This window comes from Nocardia sp. NPDC060249 (genome assembly GCF_042728755.1).
GTDB lineage: Bacteria > Actinomycetota > Actinomycetes > Mycobacteriales > Mycobacteriaceae > Nocardia.
Genome location: NZ_JBHXAQ010000002.1, coordinates 714557 through 733043 on the forward strand (window position 1 = coordinate 714557; position 18487 = coordinate 733043).

At 66.9% G+C, this 18487-nt stretch carries 19 protein-coding genes; 6 read left to right on the top strand and 13 right to left on the bottom strand.

Features of this window, described 5'->3' with window-relative positions; all coding sequences use genetic code 11:
* Window positions 1-2: 2 nt before the first annotated feature.
* Window positions 3-635, bottom strand: a complete 633-nt coding sequence (locus ACFWFP_RS10985; RefSeq protein ID WP_379294555.1) for a TetR/AcrR family transcriptional regulator — start codon at window positions 633-635, stop codon at window positions 3-5.
* 46 nt (window positions 636-681) lie between these two features.
* The gene (locus ACFWFP_RS10990; protein WP_379294556.1) at window positions 682-1437 is read right to left on the bottom strand and encodes an SDR family NAD(P)-dependent oxidoreductase; all 756 of its coding nucleotides are present in this window, start codon (window positions 1435-1437) and stop codon (window positions 682-684) included.
* A 635-nt stretch (window positions 1438-2072) separates the two neighbouring features.
* Here ACFWFP_RS10990 and ACFWFP_RS10995 point away from each other — a divergent pair.
* The 4 genes from ACFWFP_RS10995 to ACFWFP_RS11010 all read left to right on the top strand — a co-directional run bounded on the left by ACFWFP_RS10995 (window position 2073) and on the right by ACFWFP_RS11010 (window position 4880).
* On the top strand, window positions 2073-3314 hold the full coding sequence (locus ACFWFP_RS10995) for an oxygenase MpaB family protein (RefSeq protein ID WP_379294557.1): 1242 nt from the start codon (window positions 2073-2075) through the stop codon (window positions 3312-3314).
* A 65-nt stretch (window positions 3315-3379) separates the two neighbouring features.
* On the top strand, window positions 3380-3658 hold the full coding sequence (locus ACFWFP_RS11000; protein ID WP_379294558.1) for a hypothetical protein: 279 nt from the start codon (window positions 3380-3382) through the stop codon (window positions 3656-3658).
* Between the two features lie 24 nt (window positions 3659-3682).
* Window positions 3683-3949, top strand: coding sequence for a hypothetical protein (locus ACFWFP_RS11005; RefSeq protein ID WP_379294559.1), 267 nt, complete (start codon window positions 3683-3685; stop codon window positions 3947-3949).
* A gap of 196 nt (window positions 3950-4145) precedes the next feature.
* Window positions 4146-4880: a methyltransferase domain-containing protein gene (locus tag ACFWFP_RS11010; protein ID WP_379294560.1), complete on the top strand. Its 735-nt coding sequence runs from the start codon at window positions 4146-4148 to the stop codon at window positions 4878-4880.
* Between the two features lie 27 nt (window positions 4881-4907).
* Here ACFWFP_RS11010 and ACFWFP_RS11015 read toward each other — a convergent pair whose 3' ends face one another.
* The 11 genes from ACFWFP_RS11015 to ACFWFP_RS11065 all read right to left on the bottom strand — a co-directional run bounded on the left by ACFWFP_RS11015 (window position 4908) and on the right by ACFWFP_RS11065 (window position 16381).
* Window positions 4908-5942, bottom strand: coding sequence for an alpha/beta hydrolase (locus tag ACFWFP_RS11015; protein WP_379294561.1), 1035 nt, complete (start codon window positions 5940-5942; stop codon window positions 4908-4910).
* A 149-nt stretch (window positions 5943-6091) separates the two neighbouring features.
* Complete coding sequence (locus ACFWFP_RS11020) at window positions 6092-7126, bottom strand: alpha/beta fold hydrolase (RefSeq protein WP_379294562.1); 1035 nt, start codon at window positions 7124-7126, stop codon at window positions 6092-6094.
* 80 nt (window positions 7127-7206) lie between these two features.
* A complete protein-coding gene (locus ACFWFP_RS11025) occupies window positions 7207-8535 on the bottom strand; it encodes a lipase family protein (protein WP_379294563.1) in 1329 nt (442 codons plus the stop codon).
* Window positions 8532-9491: a diiron oxygenase gene (locus ACFWFP_RS11030; RefSeq protein WP_379295121.1), complete on the bottom strand. Its 960-nt coding sequence runs from the start codon at window positions 9489-9491 to the stop codon at window positions 8532-8534. Before ACFWFP_RS11030 ends, ACFWFP_RS11025 begins: the two co-directional genes overlap by 4 nt.
* 83 nt (window positions 9492-9574) lie before the next feature.
* Entirely contained in the window at window positions 9575-10258 is a 684-nt protein-coding gene (locus ACFWFP_RS11035; RefSeq protein WP_379294564.1) for a TetR/AcrR family transcriptional regulator, read from the bottom strand.
* 144 nt (window positions 10259-10402) lie between these two features.
* Window positions 10403-12631: an acyl-CoA dehydrogenase gene (locus ACFWFP_RS11040; protein WP_379294565.1), complete on the bottom strand. Its 2229-nt coding sequence runs from the start codon at window positions 12629-12631 to the stop codon at window positions 10403-10405.
* 2 nt (window positions 12632-12633) lie between these two features.
* Window positions 12634-13512: an SDR family oxidoreductase gene (locus ACFWFP_RS11045; protein ID WP_379294566.1), complete on the bottom strand. Its 879-nt coding sequence runs from the start codon at window positions 13510-13512 to the stop codon at window positions 12634-12636.
* Window positions 13513-13524: 12 nt separating this feature from the next.
* Window positions 13525-14397, bottom strand: a complete 873-nt coding sequence (locus ACFWFP_RS11050; protein WP_379294567.1) for a MaoC/PaaZ C-terminal domain-containing protein — start codon at window positions 14395-14397, stop codon at window positions 13525-13527.
* Window positions 14394-14834, bottom strand: coding sequence for an SRPBCC family protein (locus tag ACFWFP_RS11055; RefSeq protein WP_379294568.1), 441 nt, complete (start codon window positions 14832-14834; stop codon window positions 14394-14396). The genes ACFWFP_RS11050 and ACFWFP_RS11055 overlap by 4 nt, the downstream gene beginning before the upstream one ends.
* Before the next feature lie 35 nt (window positions 14835-14869).
* On the bottom strand, window positions 14870-16060 hold the full coding sequence (locus ACFWFP_RS11060; RefSeq protein WP_379294569.1) for a lipid-transfer protein: 1191 nt from the start codon (window positions 16058-16060) through the stop codon (window positions 14870-14872).
* A 162-nt stretch (window positions 16061-16222) separates the two neighbouring features.
* The gene (locus ACFWFP_RS11065) at window positions 16223-16381 is read right to left on the bottom strand and encodes a hypothetical protein (RefSeq protein WP_378989807.1); all 159 of its coding nucleotides are present in this window, start codon (window positions 16379-16381) and stop codon (window positions 16223-16225) included.
* Window positions 16382-16808: 427 nt separating this feature from the next.
* On the opposite strand from ACFWFP_RS11065, the gene ACFWFP_RS11070 reads away from it, so the two are divergent.
* The gene (locus ACFWFP_RS11070; RefSeq protein WP_379294570.1) at window positions 16809-18059 is read left to right on the top strand and encodes a sensor histidine kinase; all 1251 of its coding nucleotides are present in this window, start codon (window positions 16809-16811) and stop codon (window positions 18057-18059) included.
* Window positions 18059-18487, top strand: coding sequence for a roadblock/LC7 domain-containing protein (locus ACFWFP_RS11075; RefSeq protein ID WP_379294571.1), 429 nt, complete (start codon window positions 18059-18061; stop codon window positions 18485-18487). The genes ACFWFP_RS11070 and ACFWFP_RS11075 overlap by 1 nt, the downstream gene beginning before the upstream one ends.

Genomic DNA, 18487 nt, shown 5'->3' on the forward strand with positions numbered 1-18487 from the left:
CATCAGCCGAGTCCGGACAGGCCCGTCCAGAACAGGGCGACGGTGGTGTCGACCGCGTCGATCTTGGGAATCGGGCGACCGGCGTCGAACCAGTAGCGAGCCGCCAGGTGGCTGGCGCCGACGAGACCGAATGCGCAGGCCCGGGCGCGATAAGGGTCCATGCCCGCCGCGTCGAGTTCGGCGCCGACCAGTGCCGCGCATTCGGTCATCGCGAGACGCACCCGAGCCTCGACACTCGGCTCACTCGGCACCGGAGTGTCGAAGACGAGCGTGTATCCGGCACCGTCGTCCTCGTCGACGAAGTCGAAATAGGCCGCCACCATGCGCCGGACCGTGTTCTCGTCCCCGGTGGCCGTCCGGAGCGCGCCGCGGATGCCACCCACCATCCGGTCCAGATAGCGTTGCAGCACAGTGGCATACAGGTCGACCTTGCCCGTGAAGTGGTTGTAGAGCACCGGTTTGCTCACCTGAGCTCTGACGCTGATCTCTTCCATGCTGGCGCCATGGAAACCGTGACTGACGAAGACGTCTCGCGCGGCGCCGATGACGACCTCGCGGCGACGCGCACGGGCGTCGCCGCGATCCGTGCGGATGAAGTAGCGCGCGTTTCCCACGTCGCCGCGCATCACGGTCATCGAGCCGCGCTCGTTGCCGCGGACCCACCAGGCGATAGGCGCTCGATCATGCTCGCCACAGCTGGCTCCCCGACCGGGATACGACGATATTGGGGACGACGGCGTTAGCGGAGAGCCGGGTGATGGCCAGCACCAGTTCCGCGATGTCACCGGTGGTGAGCATCGCCGCGCGGTCGAGTTCCGCGCGCTTCCACGCCGTCATATCGGTGTCGACATAGCCGGGTGAGATCGCTGTCGCGCTGACGCCGTTCGCGGATTCCTCCAGCGAGATGGTTTCGCAGAGTGACACCAGAGCGGCTTTCGATGCTCCGTAGGCGGCCAAGCCCGGCTCGCCCGCGACACCGGTGATCGATGCCAGCGCAATAATTTTCGCGCCAGCGCCGGGGTTGTCCTTCGCCGTCTTGCGTAGCAGGGGCAGGCAGTGCTGCACCAGGGTCAGGGGGCCGCGAACGTTGATGTCGAACATGCGGTGGTAGCCGGCGGCGCTCATCGTCGCGACCGGACCGGCGGTGCCGGTGCCGGCGCAGTGCACCAAGACGTCCAGGCGTCCGAACCGATCGGCGTGAGTGTCGGCGAGGCGCAGCAACTGGTCGGCGTCGTTCATGTTCGCGATCACCGTCACTACGTCGACACCGTGGTCCAGGCGCAGCTCTCCGGCGATGCTGTCCAGGACCGCCTGGTCGCGGGCAGCGAGCGTGAGGTCGTAGCCGAGTTCGGCCAGGCGCCGCGCGACCTCCGCGCCGATTCCTCGCGAACCTCCGGTGATCAGGGCACAACGCCGATACGTCGTCGCTGCGGACATCTGTGACTCCTCACTCGCTGTCGCCTGCGGTCGGCGACAAGTCCCACAAGTTAATCATGATTCTCATACATCCGGGTAAGACGTCCAAGATCCGAAATGTGCGGCACAGCGTTGCATCTTTGCCACTATGTTAGTGACAATTCCTGATAGTTTCCTTCACTGGCTCGCAACTTCCGGCAGATCAGCCATCCAGAGACGCAACCCGGGACCCATCCCATCACCAGTACACGCCCCTATACAGTGGCGCTTCCCTTCAGTACCTGCCCGAGGCAACGAGACTCGACACTTGCCGGACCGGAGTCCGCGATCCGGCTCCACAGCACGCCGTCTAGCTAAGTTACTCACTAGCCCTGCTGTATCGACCGCATTCGTCGGCGACTGGAGCGACCGAAACCGAGCCGGGCACACGCCCAGCCACATCGGAAGAGTAAGCAGGTCAGAGCATTCTTATCGACACTCCACACCGCGCCTCACCCCTCGAACCCGAACCGCAATCAAGCGCCGATCCGCATAACGTGGACACCACACTCCTCCTCCTGTTAAGTTACTGCCTATTCTAGGCTGTTCCAGTGAAGCGGATCGAGTGCTCGCGCTGCGGCCTGGGAGTCTGATCGTGCTCAATGAGGAGTAAAGTCATGGATAGACTCAATAGGCGCAATGCGCTGAAGGCCGGCGGAATGCTCGGTGTTGCCGGCACCATCGGATTGGGTGTGACCGCACGGGCAGATCCGTGGACGTGGTCACCGGAAGGATCGGTGGCCGGATCCGGATCTGGTGCCGACCCGTTGACGGTATGGGATCCCGAAGCCGACGAACTCGTCGCCGGACTCATCGATCGCGGCGAAGTTCCCAAGATCAACGAACAGTTGCGGACCTGGACCAAGAACGGTCAGGCACTGCCCGCCGGCTTGCCGTCGGAGTTGCGCGACTTCATGGAGTACGCCCGCCGGCTGCCGCAGTGGACCGACCAGGGCAAGTTGGATACCGCGATCGCGTTCAACAAGAAGCGCGGGCTGTATCTCGGTGTCCTGTACGGATTCGCCAGCGGCATGATGAGCACCGTCATCCCGAAAGAGGCGCGCGCGGTCTATTACTCCAAGGGCGGCCACGATCTCAAAGACCGCATCACCAAAACCGCGAAACTCGGTTATGACATCGGTAGCGCGAATGCCTATACCCCCGACGGGGAAATGATCGTTACCTGCGTCAAAACCCGGCTGGTGCACGCGGCGGTGCGTCACCTGTTGCCGCAGTCCCCGCACTGGGTGCACTCCGCGGAGGAGGACATCCCGATCAGCCAGAACGACATCATGGTCACCTGGCACAGCCTGCCGACGACCGTGATGAAGCACCTCAATTCCTGGAAAGTGCCGATTCCGGCACACGAATCGGACGCTTTCCTGCACTCCTGGCAGGTCGCCGGGCATCTGCTGGGCGTGCGCGACGAATACATCCCCAAGTCATGGCCCGACGCCAATTCCCAAGCGGCGCAGATCCTCGATCCCATCATCGCGGCGACGCCGGAGGGGGCCAAGCTGGCGGATCGGCTCCTCAGCCTGGGCGCCAATATCGATCTGTCGATTCTGAGCAAGCCGGTGCTCGGCGCATTCACTCGTTTCCTGCTCGGCGACAAGATCGCTGACGGGCTCTCGATTCCGAGGGAACCGGTCTGGGATCCCCTGCTCCAAGTCGCTTGGGGTCCGTTCATCGCCGTGCGTGAAGGACTGCTCACCGTGGTCCCGCCGCTCGAGGATCCCTACTGGCTCCTCGACGAATTCCTGCGCAAGGCCGCGCTGATCTATCTGGCCGAATTGCGCCTGCCGATCAGCATCGAACTCCCGACGATGAACCGCGATATGAGCAAGCCACCGCGCTGATCTGTCGGCGACTTCTGCACCAACCCATTTTCAGGGAGTTCCCACTCCCCAGCAAGGAGCACGACATGCGCAACACCCTCAGAATCGCCGCAGCCTCGGTCGCGGTGGCAAGCCTCGTCGGAACCGCGGCGGGGACGGCGGTAGCCGAGACCGGCTCATCGGCAGCCGATGCGGGCTCGGCCGCGGCGAACTCGGCCGCCCTGCTGGCCGGGCAAGGTGACATCATCGGATTGATCGTCCTGCTCGGCGTCACTCCGTTTCAAATCCTGACCGGTGGCGTCTGCGATCTGGCGACGGCGACAGGTTCGGCGAGCCCGTGCACGCCGGGAGCCAAGCACTACTGACACTCCCTTTCTCGAGAACCGACAATGCGAAACAGTTCAGTCGAACGCACAGAAGCACTGCCGTGGACGCCGAAACCGGTCTCGGCGTCCGGGATTCGCGAGGTGCTCGATTACTTCGGGAAGTGCCCGTCGTGCGGCTATCCGGCGCGGGCCAGCACGCACACCGTCTATTACAGCGACGGCTCGACCACCGCGATGGTGACCGGTATGTGCGAGTCGCCCTGCGGGTGGACCGGGCCGGTCGCGCTGACCACGATGACCGACCGCCGACGGTTCGGTCAGCCGGATTGACGACACCACCATGATGGCGCAGACATAGGTTCGGCGCATCGGGCGCGAGCTTCGCACCCGGTGCGCCGAACCTGTTACCTCTCAACCCTTCTGGCCTCTCCCCGCGACGGAACCGCCACCGACGCCGACCGAGGCGCGCAGACGATATTGCCCGATGTCGTGGCACCGCAATGTAGTCGGACTACGCTGACCGCCATTGCCGCCCATCGATGCATTGAGGGGATCAAGCGTGACCAGCAGTGAATTCGCGTACACCGGGTGCGACAACCTGGAGGCGATGACCGAAGCGGTCAATTACAACAAATTTCTGATCGACTGCGTAGATAAACATGTCACGTCGCCGGATTTGCGCATTCTGGACTTCGGTGCCGGTCGAGGCACCTACGCCGACATGCTGGCCGAGCGGCAGATCATCCCGGATTGTCTCGAACCCGATGCCGATCTGCAGAAGTTGCTGCTGTCGAAAGGGTACAAGGTAGTCGATTGCGAGGCCGAGCCGTCCGAATCCGACATGTACGGCCTCATCTATTCTTTCAACGTTTTCGAGCACATCAAGAACGATCAGGAAGCCGCCGAACACCTCACCTCGCTGCTGCGGCCCGGCGGCAGGCTGGTGATCTACGTGCCCGCGCTGGAGACGCTGTTCACCTCGATGGATACCAAAGTCGGGCACTACCGGCGCTACCGCCGAACCCAGCTCAACCGCATCCTGCGCAACGCGGGTCTGGAGATCGTGGAGTCGCGCTACTGCGACCCGATCGGCTTCTTCGCCACCTTGGCCTACAAGTTCGCCGGTAGCGACGACGGCACGATCAATACACGCGCGCTGAAGCTCTACGACCGCGTGGTGTTCCCGCTCAGCAAGCTCCTGCAGGCCGTCACCGGCAAGCTGTTCGGCAAGAATGTGCTGGTAGTAGCCACGAAGGCCTGATTCGCGACGCGCGGTGACGCAGTCGGCTCAGCTCGTCCGGCTGCCCACCGACCTCGCCAGGAACGGCCACGACGAGCGGAGGTCGTCCTCCCAGTATCCCCAGGAGTGGGTGCCGACCGGGCGTTCGTCGAGCGTGACCGGAATGTTCAACTCGCGCAGCCGGTTCGCGAGGTTGACAGTGCAGAAGTGCACCGCCGCTTCGATGGGGCCGCCGAACGCGATCTGGACCGGGAGCGGAATCCTGCCGTCCTGGACGCGCGCGTCAGCCGGTGTGTCGTGGGGTGCGCCGGGGATCCCGGTACCGGTGCTCAGATAGACCTCGGTGCCGCGCAGTCCTTCGGCGTTGACGAGCGGATCATTGGCTCGCCACAGGGGTCCGTTGCGCGGTCCCCACATGTTCTCGATGCTCTGCCCGCCGCCCCAGTTCTCGACCGTGATCCGGACGAATTCCTGACCGATGGGGTCCGAGGTCTGCGCGCAACCGCTGTAGGACGCCACACTGTTCCAGAAGCCGGGCTTGGCGATCGCGAGGTTCAGCACCGAGGTCCCACTCATCGACACACCGACCATGGTGCGATTGCCATCGGCCCCGAGGAAGTCCTCGATCACCGACGGCAACTCCTCGTTGAGGAACGTCTGCCATTTGTTGCGGCCGAGCACCGCATCGTCGCGTACCCAGTCGGTGTAGTAGGAGCTGGCGCCGCCGACCGGGGTCACGACATTGACGTCCTTGTCACGCAGGAAACTCACGGCGTCGGTCTGCGCGTCCCAGCCGCTCTGATTCGGGCCGCCCTGGGAACCGTTGAGCAGATACATCGTCGGCCGCGGGGTCTCGGTATCGGCGGCCCGGATCACCTGCACCGGGATCGGCTTGTTCATCGCGGGCGAGAAGACGCTCACCAGTTGGCGTCTGTCGTCGATATCGACGGCCGAGACCACCCCGGCCGTGTCGGGTTGGGCGGCAGCGACACTCGCGGGCAGCGCCAGCCAGGCCGAGGCCAAGGCGCTCACCAGCGCAGCGCGGACCGCTGCCGGACGGATCGATCGGCGTGTTCTTCTCACCAGCGGGAACCTCTCGTCTACCGGATGCACTGCATCGAGGCAGTGCGGGTCACCGCACGACGGACGTGCGGCATGAAGAGAGGTTCGGACTGCACCTGCCCGCGGTTTGGTGGCGCGGCCGAAATTCCGCGGGCAGATGTTCGCGCGGGTCAGCGGCTGAGGAACTCTTCGATCGCGGGCCAGGTGGTGTCGGCGGCGGAAACCAGTCCGAGGTGTCCGCCGCTCACCTCCACGAACTCCACCTCGGCGGCGTTGGGCAGGACATCGAGGCCGCGGCGCACCGAGGCGGCGGGCACCACCACGTCGCTGGGGCTGCCCGCCAGCAAGACCCGGCAGGTGACCTTCGACAGTTCGATCACCAGATCCGACCGCAACCGGATCGACCCACCGGCGAGTTCGTTGCGCAGCACCAGGCTGCGGTAGATCTGCCAGTACGAGCGGCCCGGGTAGCCGGGCATGGTGGCCATGAACCGGTCGGTGGCCTCCATCCTGGCCAGCGCTTCGGTGTCGAAAGCATTGCGGGCCAAAAACATCGGTTTGGCGAGCTCGCGGTCGAAGGCCTGGATCCGGAAACCGAGCCGCACGAATTCCTGCGGGATGCCGCCCATCACCTTGGTCGCCACGGCCATCTCGCGACCACCGGTGACCTTGGCGACCAGGCGTAGCGGGATCAGGAACGCGGTGCGGGCCTGGTCGATCGGTGCGGCCAGGCAGGTGATGGAGGCGATCGGCAGGTCGGCATGGGAGGCCGCGGTGAGCAGCGCGAGCACACCACCCAGCGACCAGCCGATGATGTCGACGCCTTGCCCGTCGTGTTCGGCACTGACCCGGGCGATGGCCTCGGGCAGGATGTCGTCGGTCCAGTCCTCGAGGCCGAGATCGCGATCGGCGTAACCGAATTCGCCGTAGTCGATGACGTAGGGCTGCCTGCCCCGGTCGAGCAGAAAGCGCACCAGACTCTGCCCCGGCCGCAGGTCGAAGCAGGCGGTGGTCACCGCGAGCGGCGGCACCAGCAGCACCGGATTGCCCCGCGCCTGGGTGGTGCGGTCGTAGCGCTTCAGGTGCCGGTGTGCGCCGTCGTACACCGTCGTCGACGGTGCAGGGCGGTAGGACTCGAGTCCACCGCCGAACGACACCGACCACACATTGCGCACCGCGCGCGGCAGATCGGCAACGATCCCCATCGGTAAACCCCTTACCTCACCAGTCACTGCCTACCGGCAGACCCACCATGTCATATCTTACCAGTGAGTAAGTTGTTGCTTCAGGCTGCGCGACGAGCCTTGCTCGCCGTGCGTTCCCCGCCGTGACCGGCCGACGAGGCCGTGATGGGTCGCCCGAAGAGGACCCGGAACACGACCCGCACGAGGGCGCCGAAACCTCGACGGCCCGCGGGTAGCGCGAGCACGCTGCGCACCGTCCGGGTGTGCGACGGTGTCACCGCCACACCCGCGAATCGGTCGTCGAGCCAGTTCAGACTCAGCGGCGTCGACAGCGGCAGCAGCGTGAGGTGCTCGCTCGCCCGGTCACGCAGATAGGTCACGTGCGCGCCCTGCTCACGGTAGCGCTGCACGAGCGCGTCGATGTCGGCCACCGCGATGATCTGGTCGTGCACGGCTTGCACCACCAGCAGCGGCACCGCGGGCGCCCGGTCCCCCAGCGTGAGATCGGCGAACACGGCCAGCATCGCTTCCATGGCGAGCAGCTCGGCGATCGGAGTGCCGCTGTGCCGGTCGACGTTGTAGCGGGCCAACCGCAGGACCGCGGCGGCGGTGGTCGACTGGGCGGCCTTGTCGAGCACCGCGCGACCCTCGTCACTGAAATGGGTGGCGACGAGTTCTTCGAACGCCGGATACACCCGGCGCAGCGCGGCGACGACGAGCGTCGGCAAGCCCGCGTGCAGGCCGCCGTTGAGTCGATGGAAGGTCGACACCAGATCGCCCACCGGGGAGCCGAGCACGGCACCGGCGATGTCGAGCTCCGGCGCGTAGGCAGGCGCCATCTCCGCAGCCCATGCCGTGGCCAGCCCGCCGCCGGAGTACCCCCACAGACCTACCTGCGCCGACGGGTCGAGCCCGCCGGGCTCGAACGCCAGTGCCGCGCGGATGCCGTCGAGCGCGCGGTAGCCCGGTTCACGCGGCGCTCCCCACGCGCCGAGCATGCCTTCGTGATCCGGAATCGAGATCGCCCAACCCCTGGCCAGCGCATCGGCGAAGCACAGCTGTTCGACATGGACGAAGGTGCCGACAGCGCGAGAGCCGCGCCGCAACACGTAGGACGGAAACGACCGCGGCGAGATGGCGTCGATCGCGCACTGGAACGACAGCAGTGGAGCGCCGGGCGCGACGCCGCCCATCGGCGTCACGACCGTGGTGACGCACGCCTCGGGCATGCCGTTGAGGTCGGTCGTGCGATACAGCAGCTGCCAGGCCCGCACCTTCATGCCGATCACACCGAACGCGGCGAGCTCGACCGGCCGCGAACGCAGGATCGTGCCCTCGGCGAGGCTCTCGAACCCGGGCCGCGGCGCGAAGAACGGGTCCTTGTCCGGGAGCACGATCGACGTGGGCGCGGACCAGCTTTCGGCCCTCATGCGGTCCTGCGCGCGGGTTCGCTGCGGTAGCGCGAGACCGGTCCGTCGATGCCGAGCAGCTGCCACACGCGCTTGGCGACCGGATTCATCAGGCCGATATCGGTCGCGAGCGCGCGGACATCGGTGAACACGTCGCGCTTGATGTGGCGCGAGTAGGTGTTGCGCCAGTACGCGTCTCGTATCACCTCGCCCGGAATCCCGAACTTCTCGGCGAACTCCTTCGGCGGTGTCGCGATCATCGCCAGCATCACCCGCATGATGATCGGGAAGGCCACGGACAGGACGGTTTTCGACACGACGTTCATCGTGGGCACGTTGATCCGAAGATATTCGTGCGCGAACGAGATGTGCCGGGCCTCCTCGGCCACATGGATCTCCATCACCCGGTGCACCATCGGATGTGGATCGGTACCGCTGCGCAGCAACGCCTTCTGCAGGTGATCGATCGGCTCCTCGCCACCGAGCACCAGGGCGAAGAAGAATCCGGGAAAGAATTTCACCGCGGGCCAGATGATCAGCGTGAGCTTGCGATCGACCGAGCCCATGCCGATCACATCGCGATAGCCGATCCGATTGATCATCTCCTGGAACATCATCGTGTGGTTGCACTCCTCGGCAGCCTCGTGCGTGATGTAGCGGAATTCCGGGTCACCGTTGGGCACCGACGGCAGATACTGCATGAGCCCACGGATGAGCAGCTGCTCGAAGTCGATGCCGACCTTCGCGATGCAGGCTTGGCGCCACAATCCCATCGCGATCCGCTTCTCGACAGGCTGCGCTTTGTACCAGGGGTGACGCCCGAGCGGGTCCACGTCGGGCAGGATCCAGCGCGGGTCGTCGGAGTGCACGGCGAACTCGGGCGAGTCCCAGTCGATGTCGACATAGGGATCGAAGTGTTTGGTCACCGAGCCTTCGGACAGGCTCTGCAGGACCTCGTGGTAGCTGGACAGCGTCATCGGTGTCTCCTCGGTGCGGTTCCACACCCAGTTTAGTGGTACCAGCGGTACCACACAAGCGTTGACGCTACCGCGTGTTACATCTAATTCTGCGCCGTCAGTTCGGCGATCGACGTGCGCGGATCGAGGGTGACCCCGACCTCGCGCAGACTGGCGTCGATGATCGCCCAGATGGCGATTTGCAGGTACGACGACAGTTCCGCGGCGTCCATCGGCTGCATCGACCGGCTCAGCCACCGGTTCACACTGCCGTCGACGAAACTCACCAGGCCGAACGACATCGGTTCGGCGACCGCCACCGGCGCGGACTGTGCCCGCAGCGCGCTCTCGAACACCTCTCGCACGGTACCCGCGATGGCGATCTTGGTCCCGGACACGATCGGCGAGTTGTGATCCTTGCTGGCACCGGACCCGGCGCCGAGGAAGTAGTGCAGGCGCGGGTTGGTCGCGATCCAGCCCACGTAGGCGTCGACGGAACGCGCGATCGCCTCGGTGACAGTGCCCTCCGGGTTCAGCGTGGGGGCGAGTACCGCCATCAGATCGTCGATGATGCGGGTGCGTAGCTGTTCGTCGAGGTCTTGGCGGTCCTTGAACAGGCGGTACAGGACCGAGCGTGGCACGCCGGCGAGGTCGGCGATCTCCTGGACGCCGACCGACGCGCCCTGGGATTGCACGGCCTCGAGGGCGGCGGCGAGGATGAGTTCGCGGCGATCGGCGCGGTGACGGTCCCAGCGGCTGGCTCTGCCGTCGGTGCGCTGTGCGGTCACATCATCTCCTTCACCGGGCCCGGGCGGCGCAAACGCTGTACTGAATACAACGACGAACTGTAGTCGAGCGATTCCACCGATCCGGCCGCGCACGGGCACCGGTGATCGCCCGGGCGCCGGGCGGTTGCCCGACGCCCGGGGCGCTCACCCGTGTGCCGCGGCGTCGCGTGGCAGGCCGAGCATCCGTTCACCGATGACATTGAGCTGGACCTCGGTGGTGCCGCCGTAGATGGTGGTGGCACGACCCGCGATCAGCTGTTCCATCGCGTGGTCGCTGCGCTCACCGGGCACCGACACCACACCGGCCACACCGAGTTCGGCGACGACGTACTCCGAAATCGCCTGTCCCAGTGCCATTCCCAACAGCTTTCCGACACTGGACGTGGTGGATACGTCGATGCCGGACAGCTGCTTGAGCACCACCCGCGAACTGATCACATCCACCGCGCGGCTCTCGGCCATGAGTTCGCCGAGCCGGTAGCGCGCCACCGGCGAGAGATCACGGCCGATCGCGAAGCGCAGCAGGTCGGTATCGGTGGCGTAGGCCTCCATCTTCTGGCTCAGCGCCACCCGCTCACCGGCCAATGTGGTTCGGGCCACGTGCCAGCCGTCGTCGACCTCGCCGACCACGTTCTCGTCGGGAATGAACACCTCATCGAGGAACACCTCGTTGAACAGCGCCGATCCGGTCATCTCCCGCAGCGGGCGCACCGTGATCCCGGGACTCGACATGTCGAGCACGAAGTAGGTGATGCCTTCGTGCTTGGGCTTGTCCGGGCTGGTGCGCGCGATCAGCATCGCCCAGTCCGAGAACTGCGCGACCGTGGTCCAGATCTTCTGACCCGTCACCCGCCAGCCACCGTCGACCCTGGTGGCCTTGGTGGTCAGGCTCGCCAGATCCGAACCCGCGCCCGGCTCGCTGAACAGCTGGCACCACACCAGTTCGCCGCGCAGCGTCGGCACGACCAGTTCCTGCTTCTGCCGTTCGTCACCGTGCGGAACGAGCGCGCCGACCGCCCAGGTGCCCATCAGCAACTGCGGCATCTGGATACCGGAGGTCTTGATCTCCTGCGCGATCACCACCTGCTCGAGCGGCGAGGCCGAACGCCCGTAGGGGCGGGGCAGGTGGGGCAGGTTCCAGCCGCCGTCGCCGAGCGCGACGAGCTGGTCGTCCTCGTCGTCGATCGCCGCGATCTCGGCCAGCTCGGCCCGGACCGCCGCCCGGATTCGCTCGGCCTCGGCGGGCAGTTCCAGTTCGCTGGACAGGGTCAGCCCCGACAGCGCGTAGCCGGCCACCGCCTCGGCCCGTTCGTCTCGCGCGCCGAGCTGCCCGCGCAGCGCGAGCGCCCGCCGGTAGTACAGGTGCGCGTCGTGCTCCCAGGTGAAGCCGATACCGCCGTGCACCTGGATACACTCCTGGGCGACCTGCACGGCGGCGTCCGGGATGATCAGCGCCGCGACGGCTGCCGCGTACTCGGCGGTGTCGTCGTCACGATCGAGGGCGTAAGCGGCGTCCCACAGGACGGCACGCGCCTTCTCCAGCGCGATGCCCATCTGGGCACACTTGTGTTTGACGCCCTGGAACTGACCGATCGGCCGACCGAACTGCACCCGGGTCTTGGCGTATTCCGACGCGGTCGACACACACCACGACATCACCCCGACCGCTTCGGCGCCGAGCACCACCGCGGCCACCGACCGCACGCGCGCCGAACTCACCTCGAGTACCCGATCGAAGGAGACCTCGAGCGAATCCGCCCGCAGCCGTGCCGAACCGCGCAGCACGTCGATGCTGTCCTGCGCGCTGACGGTCAGTTCGATGTTCTCGAAGACGACCCACCGCTGTTCGCCCGCCACCGCGACGGGCGCGATGACGACATCGGCCGACACTGCCCCCAGCACACCGTCGGCCGTTCCGCTGACGGTCAGCGTGCCGTCGGTGAGCGTGCCGGTCAGGGTCGAGGTCAGGGCCACCGCACCGGTGCGCGACCCGTCCGCGAGCCCGGCGAGCCGAGCCGACGCCGGTTTGTCCTCGGCGAGAGTGTCATACGCGGCGGCCAGCACCGCACCGGCGAGCACGGTCGGCACGAACGGGCCGGTGTGCAGACCACGCCCGAGCGGTTCGAGCGCGACGGCCAGCGTCAGCAGACCGGCGCCCTGACCGCCCAGATCCTCGGCGATGTGCAGGCTCAGCAGATCCTGGGCGACGAGAGCATCCCAGAACGGCAGAACTTTGCCCGCGTCGGTGGATTCGACCGCGGCCCGGACCACGTCGGCGGTGATGGTCCGCTCGACGAAACCGGCGACCGCGTCGGCCAGGGCCGAGTGGTCCTCGCTGACGCCGACCCCGAGCTCATAACTGTTGCGCGCCATGGCTAGTTGGTCTCTTTCAGCTGGGCGGCCACCTCGTCGATGGTCCACGGTCCGTCGGTCTCGACGGTGCGCACGTCGTGCCAGCCGGCCAGTTCGACGATCGCCCCGCCCTGCACGGCGAACACCTTGCCGGTGATCGCGCAGCCGGCCTCGGCGAGGTGGGCGACCAGTGGGGAGATGTTGGCCGGGGAGAACGCGTCGAACTCGCCCTCGGGCACCTCGGCCGCGAACAGCGCGCCCATGCCGGGAGTGGCCAGGGTCAGGCGGGTGCGCGCGATCGGGGCGATCGCGTTGACGCGCACGCCGTAGCGTTCGAGTTCGTCGGCGGCGACCAGCGTGAGCGCGGCGATGCCGGCCTTGGCCGCACCGTAGTTGCCCTGGCCCGCGTTGGGCATGAACGTGCCGGAGGCGGAGGCGGTGTTGATCACCGAGGCCGACACCGGGGTTCCGGCCTTGGACTGCGCCTTCCAGTACGCGGCGGCGTGATGCAGGGTGGCGGCGTGGCCCTTGAGGTGCACCGCGATGACCGAATCCCACTGCGACTCGTCCATGCCCGCGATGAACGCGTCGCGCAGGATGCCCGCGTTGTTCACCACGATATCGAGGGTGCCGTATTCGCTGACCGCCTGGTCGACGAGCGCTTTCGCGCCGTCCCAGGTGGCGATGTTGTCGGTGTTGGCCACCGCGGCACCGCCGGCGGCGACGATCTCGTCGACCACCTGCTGGGCCGGGCCCGCGTCGGTGCCGGTGCCGTCGTTGGCGCCACCGAGATCATTGACCACGACCTTGGCACCTTCGCGGGCGAACAGCAGCGCGTGTTCGCGGCCGATGCCACGACCGGCGCCGGTGATGACCGCGACACGACCGTCGAGTTTTCCCATGAGTCTTGTCTCCTAGTTGATTTCGACGCGACCGTCGGTGATCGCGATCTGGCCCGCGGCTTCGGTTTCGAAGGCGTAGGCCCGCACGCCGGGATCACCGGATTCGGTGGGCCAGAAGGTGGTGGTGATGTCCTGACCGGGCAGCACCGGCTTGGCGAAACGCACGGCCAGCCTGCGCAGACGCGCGGTGTCGCCGCCTGCGAGTTCGGTCAGCGCGGCCCACGAGGTGAACGCCATGGTGCACAGACCGTGGTTGATGATGCCGGGCAGCCCTGCCATGCGGGCGATCTCGTCGTCGAGGTGGATGGGCATCGGGTCACCCGAGGCCGGTGAGTAGCGGAAGGTCTGGTCGTCGTCGATGTGGGCGGTGACCGTCGCGGCCGGTTCACCTGCCCGGTCCTCGTCGGTGATCCGGTGGCCGGGCGCGAGCTCCCCTACCCCGGGACCGGCGTCGACCTTGCGGAAGAACGCGGTCATCCACTGTTCGTTGACGAGGTCGCCCGCCGCGTCACGGGTTTCGGCGTAGATGACCACGGTCGAGCCGTTCGGGCGGCCCACGTAGCCGATCGGTTTGGCCCGCACCACCAGTTCGTCACCGGCCCGGATCGGGCGGTGGAACAGGAAGTCCTGCTCACCGTGGACCAGCTTCATCAGCAGCTCCACCGGCGCGACCGACAGCGCGGCGGGCGCCATCGAGGTGAACACCGGCACCACCGCGAACACCGGCGGAGCGATCTCGCCCGAGAGGTGCGCGGGGACCGGATCATTGGTCGCCGCGGCGTATTGCGCGATCCGCTCGGCGGTGACCGAGAACCGCTCTTCGTCGGTCCACTCCCCCAGCGCGGAGCCGTCGAAGACGACTCCGGCCGATTCCGAGGTGGTCATGCGGCCGAACCGACGAGCTCGGTGAACTTGGCCATCGACTCCTTCAAGTCGGCTTCGGCGTGCTTGGCGACAGCCTTGCCGATCGGGCCGACGATCATCGCGCCCTTGAAGCTCGCGTCGAACGCGGCCTCCGAGCCGGTGTCGGTGGCGTCGACCTTGAGCGCGAATTCGATGGTCACACCCGCCATGCCGGCGCCGGTGATGCGCAGGAAGGAGTTCGGCACGACCTCGGCGACGGTCCACTCGATCTTGTTGGCCATGTTCATCACCGACACGACCTCGGTGAAGCGCGCGCCCGCGGTGAGCTCGGCGGGCAGATCGCCGCGCCAGCCCTGGTGGATGGTCAGCCATTCCTCCCAGTTGGCGAGATCGCTGAGCCGGGCCCAGGCCAGCTCGGGCGCGACGGGAAGTGCGGTGGAAACGGAGACAGATGCCATGGGGTTACTCCTGGTGTGATTCGGAAGGGAAAGGGTCAGCGGTTGGCAGGGCGGTAGGCGGTCACCACGACCGCGCCACCGAGACCGATGTTGTGCTGCAGGGCGATGCGCGCGTCGGCGACCTGGCGGGCGTCCGCCGTGCCCCGCAGCTGCCAGGTGAGTTCGCTGCACTGGGCCAGACCGGTCGCGCCGAGGGGGTGGCCCTTGGAGATCAGACCGCCCGACGGGTTGACGACCCACTGGCCGCCGTAGGTGGTGGCGTTGTCGTCGACGAGCCGACCGCCCTGCCCCGGCGCGCACAGGCCCAGAGCCTCATAGGTCAGCAGTTCGTTGGTGGAGAAGCAGTCGTGCAGCTCGATGACATCGACATCCTCGGGCCCGAAACCGGCTTCGGCGTACACCGCTTCGGCGGCCGCACGCGACATCGAGGAGCCGACCAGATCGATCGCGGTCGGGCTGGTGAACGTCGAGGCGAGGTCGGTGACCATCGACTGCCCGACGATCTCGACCGCGCGGTCGGCCAGGTTGTGCCGGTCGACGAAGTCCTCGCTCGCCAGGATCACCGCGCCGGAACCGTCCGAGGTCGGCGAGCACTGCAGTTTGGTCAGCGGGCCGTAGATCTGCTTGGCCTCGAGGACCTCCTCGAGGCTGTATTCCTTCTGGAATTGCGCGTACGGATTGTTCACCGAGTGCTTGTGGTTCTTCACCCCGATCCTGGCGAACTGCTCGGCCGTGGTGCCGTAGTGCTCCATGTGCTCCTTGCCCGCGGCGCCGAACATGTACGGCGCGGGCGGCATCGCGAACTCCTGCAGCTCGGCCAGCGCCAGCAGGTGCTTCATCATCGGCTGCTCACGGTCGTCGTAGGTCGAACCAAGCGAGCCGGGCTGCATCTTCTCGAAACCCAAGGCGAGGGTGCACTCGGCGAGCCCGCCACGCACCGCTTGCGCCGCCAGGTAGAGCGCGGTCGAACCGGTCGAACAGTTGTTGTTCACGTTGACGACCGGGATACCGGTCAGCCCCAGCTCGTAGACAGCGCGCTGACCCGAGGTGGACTCGCCGTACACGTAGCCGACGTAGGCCTGCTGGATCTGGTCGTAGTCGATTCCGGCATCGGCGAGCGCCTTGGTCCCCGCCTCACGGGCCATGTCCGGATAGTCCCACTCCCGCGAGCCCGGCTTCTCGAACTTCGTCATGCCGACGCCGACGACGAACACCTTCTGTGTCATGAACGCACTCCCGTGTGCCGTGTGTCCCGAATACCTGAGACACGGTGTCCATGTAATTTAGGTTGGACACAGCGTCCAGGTCAATACCCCGGCGAATACGGCTCGAACACGACCAGGGCCGCACCGAGAACGGTGCGGCCCTGGTGGGTCGTGCTGCCGAGATCAGGTCTGTTGACCGAACCGGCGTGGTTTCTTCGCGCCCATGATGTCGGTCCACCACGATTGCAGTGGGCTCGGCTCGGGCCAATGGACAGTCGGGTCCTCTTCCTCGGGGTCGGCGGGTGGCACGTCGGACGGGTCGTCGTCGAGATCGCTGGTCATGCAGGTTCTTCCTCGAATCGATCGACGGCGCCGCAGCGGGGAGACGAGAGAAGGAATGAGCCGGGACTCGAGGCCGAGTGCGGCGACGACGCGTTGGTCGCCGCTGGTCCACGGCTGACCTGTATCTGTTCAACCGTACACGGCGAGGGTAAACCGCCGGTATCAATTCACCGGTCTCCACAACAATGCGAGTCACGTTCTGCAGCAACCCGTTTCGTGCACTCGGCGATTCGCACTGCTAACGTGTCCCGCATCGCCGAAACGCCGGGCTGCGAGTCCGGTTTCGACCGAACTCACGCGCGCGGTGCCCAATTGTGGTGCGGCGCACACGATGTGGGGGCAGGCCGCGGCGAGAAGTCTCGTCGGAGAGACCGGCGAGGACCCGGCCACCACGGCTCTTCGGTCGGTACAGACGACAAAGGAACCGATGACTCCGACGCTCGCGGTCTTCTTGTTCTCCATCGCAACACTGGTCCTGCTCGGCGCGGTCGCTGTGGCACTGCAGGCCCTGCGCAACGAACGTCAGATCCGCGCCCGCCTGGCGGTGGCAGAGCGCGACCTACACACCAAGAACACAGCCATGGAGCAGATGTCGCTCGCCCATGCCGAAGAGCTGCGGGTGCGTGAGCACGAGGCAGCACTCGCTGACCGGGCCGCCGAGGAGCACACCGCGGTCCAGGTCGAGGCGGCACAGGAGGTGACGCGCGCCCAGGTCGCCGCCGATGCCAGGGCCGCCACCAGCAACGCGGTGCGCGCGTTCGGCACCACCGTGGTCAGCCTCGGCGCCGACGTGGGTCAGGTCGTGAGCAACGCGCTGCGGGAGAACCGCAACGACGAGGTCTACGCGACGCTCACCAGGATCGACCACACGGTCCAGCAGATGATCCGTCAGGCCCAGGCCTACGTCATCGTCTCGGGCGGGCTGCCGGGCAGGCGCTGGCCACAGCAGACCGTCGGCGACGTGGTGGGCGGCGCCACCGGCCGAGTGCGCGACTACCTGCGCGTGCGCACGGGCCACTGCGAACTGGTGGTCATGAGCCGCGCGGTCGAGCCGCTGGTGCACACGGTCGCGACCCTGCTCGACAACGCCCTGCGCTACTCGCCGCCGTCGTCGTTCGTCGACATCTCCTATCAGCAGGGCCATCACGGCGTCACCGTGATCATCGATGACGCGGGCGTACGGATGAGCCACGAGCAGATGGAGGAGGCGCGCCAGGTGCTCTCGGGCGAACGCGTCGTCGACATCAACGCCCTCGGCCCGTCGCCACGGGTCGGGTTCCCCGGTGTCGCCGCGCTCGCGCGCCGTTACGGCTTCGCCGCCTACGTCGACGGACCCAACATCTACGGCGGCACCAGGGCGATGGTGTTCGTCCCCGCGGCCCTGCTCGTCGCGGCCACAGAGGTGCACCGGCCCAAGCACGCCGAGGCGCCGGAACCGGTTGCGCCACCGCAGCCCGTTGCCGAGATCAGCGCGTCGGCGCCCGAGCTGGACATGGCCGAGCTCGACCGCACCACCGGCGGGCTGCCCAAACGCACGCGCCGCGCCGTCGCCCCGGCCGACGAGCGCGCCGACACCGGTGAGGTGCTCGCGCGCCCGGAGCTCGCGGCGGCTTGGCACAGCGGCTCCAGACACGGCCGCGCCGCGGCCGCACGCTCGACGAAAGGGCACGACAGCTGATGAGTACTCCGATCGCGAACAGCACCAACCGCCTCGCGTGGCTGCTGGACGACCTGGCGCTCGACGGCGTCCGCTTCGCGGTGTTGTTATCCGAGGACGGACTACGCGTGGCGCACTCCGGCACCATCAGCACCGACGACGCGGAGCGTTTCGCGGCCGCCGCGTGCGGTCTGCGCTCGCTGGGCAAGGTGCTCGGTGAGTTCTGCGGCGGACTGGCGAACACCGTGCGCCAGAACATGACCGAATACGACGAGGGCATGGTCCTGATCACCGCCGCGGGCGCGGGCACCCTGCTCGGCGTCGCCACCACCGGCGATGTGGACCTCGCGCTCATCGCCCACCGCATGAACGAGCTGGCCGCCAGGGTCGGCCACGAACTCGGCGCGTCGCCGAGGCACCGATCCTCGACTCAGGAGTACACGCTGTGA

Coding starts and splice junctions, on each gene's coding strand:
- ACFWFP_RS10985 (WP_379294555.1), bottom strand. CDS start 635: ATGACCGTGATGCGCGGCGACGTGGGAAACGCGCGCTACTTCATCCGC.
- ACFWFP_RS10990 (WP_379294556.1), bottom strand. CDS start 1,437: ATGTCCGCAGCGACGACGTATCGGCGTTGTGCCCTGATCACCGGAGGT.
- ACFWFP_RS10995 (WP_379294557.1), top strand. CDS start 2,073: ATGGATAGACTCAATAGGCGCAATGCGCTGAAGGCCGGCGGAATGCTC.
- ACFWFP_RS11000 (WP_379294558.1), top strand. CDS start 3,380: ATGCGCAACACCCTCAGAATCGCCGCAGCCTCGGTCGCGGTGGCAAGC.
- ACFWFP_RS11005 (WP_379294559.1), top strand. CDS start 3,683: ATGCGAAACAGTTCAGTCGAACGCACAGAAGCACTGCCGTGGACGCCG.
- ACFWFP_RS11020 (WP_379294562.1), bottom strand. CDS start 7,126: ATGGGGATCGTTGCCGATCTGCCGCGCGCGGTGCGCAATGTGTGGTCG.
- ACFWFP_RS11025 (WP_379294563.1), bottom strand. CDS start 8,535: ATGAGGGCCGAAAGCTGGTCCGCGCCCACGTCGATCGTGCTCCCGGAC.
- ACFWFP_RS11030 (WP_379295121.1), bottom strand. CDS start 9,491: ATGACGCTGTCCAGCTACCACGAGGTCCTGCAGAGCCTGTCCGAAGGC.
- ACFWFP_RS11040 (WP_379294565.1), bottom strand. CDS start 12,631: ATGGCGCGCAACAGTTATGAGCTCGGGGTCGGCGTCAGCGAGGACCAC.
- ACFWFP_RS11045 (WP_379294566.1), bottom strand. CDS start 13,512: ATGGGAAAACTCGACGGTCGTGTCGCGGTCATCACCGGCGCCGGTCGT.
- ACFWFP_RS11050 (WP_379294567.1), bottom strand. CDS start 14,397: ATGACCACCTCGGAATCGGCCGGAGTCGTCTTCGACGGCTCCGCGCTG.
- ACFWFP_RS11055 (WP_379294568.1), bottom strand. CDS start 14,834: ATGGCATCTGTCTCCGTTTCCACCGCACTTCCCGTCGCGCCCGAGCTG.
- ACFWFP_RS11060 (WP_379294569.1), bottom strand. CDS start 16,060: ATGACACAGAAGGTGTTCGTCGTCGGCGTCGGCATGACGAAGTTCGAG.
- ACFWFP_RS11065 (WP_378989807.1), bottom strand. CDS start 16,381: ATGACCAGCGATCTCGACGACGACCCGTCCGACGTGCCACCCGCCGAC.
- ACFWFP_RS11070 (WP_379294570.1), top strand. CDS start 16,809: ATGACTCCGACGCTCGCGGTCTTCTTGTTCTCCATCGCAACACTGGTC.
- ACFWFP_RS11075 (WP_379294571.1), top strand. CDS start 18,059: ATGAGTACTCCGATCGCGAACAGCACCAACCGCCTCGCGTGGCTGCTG.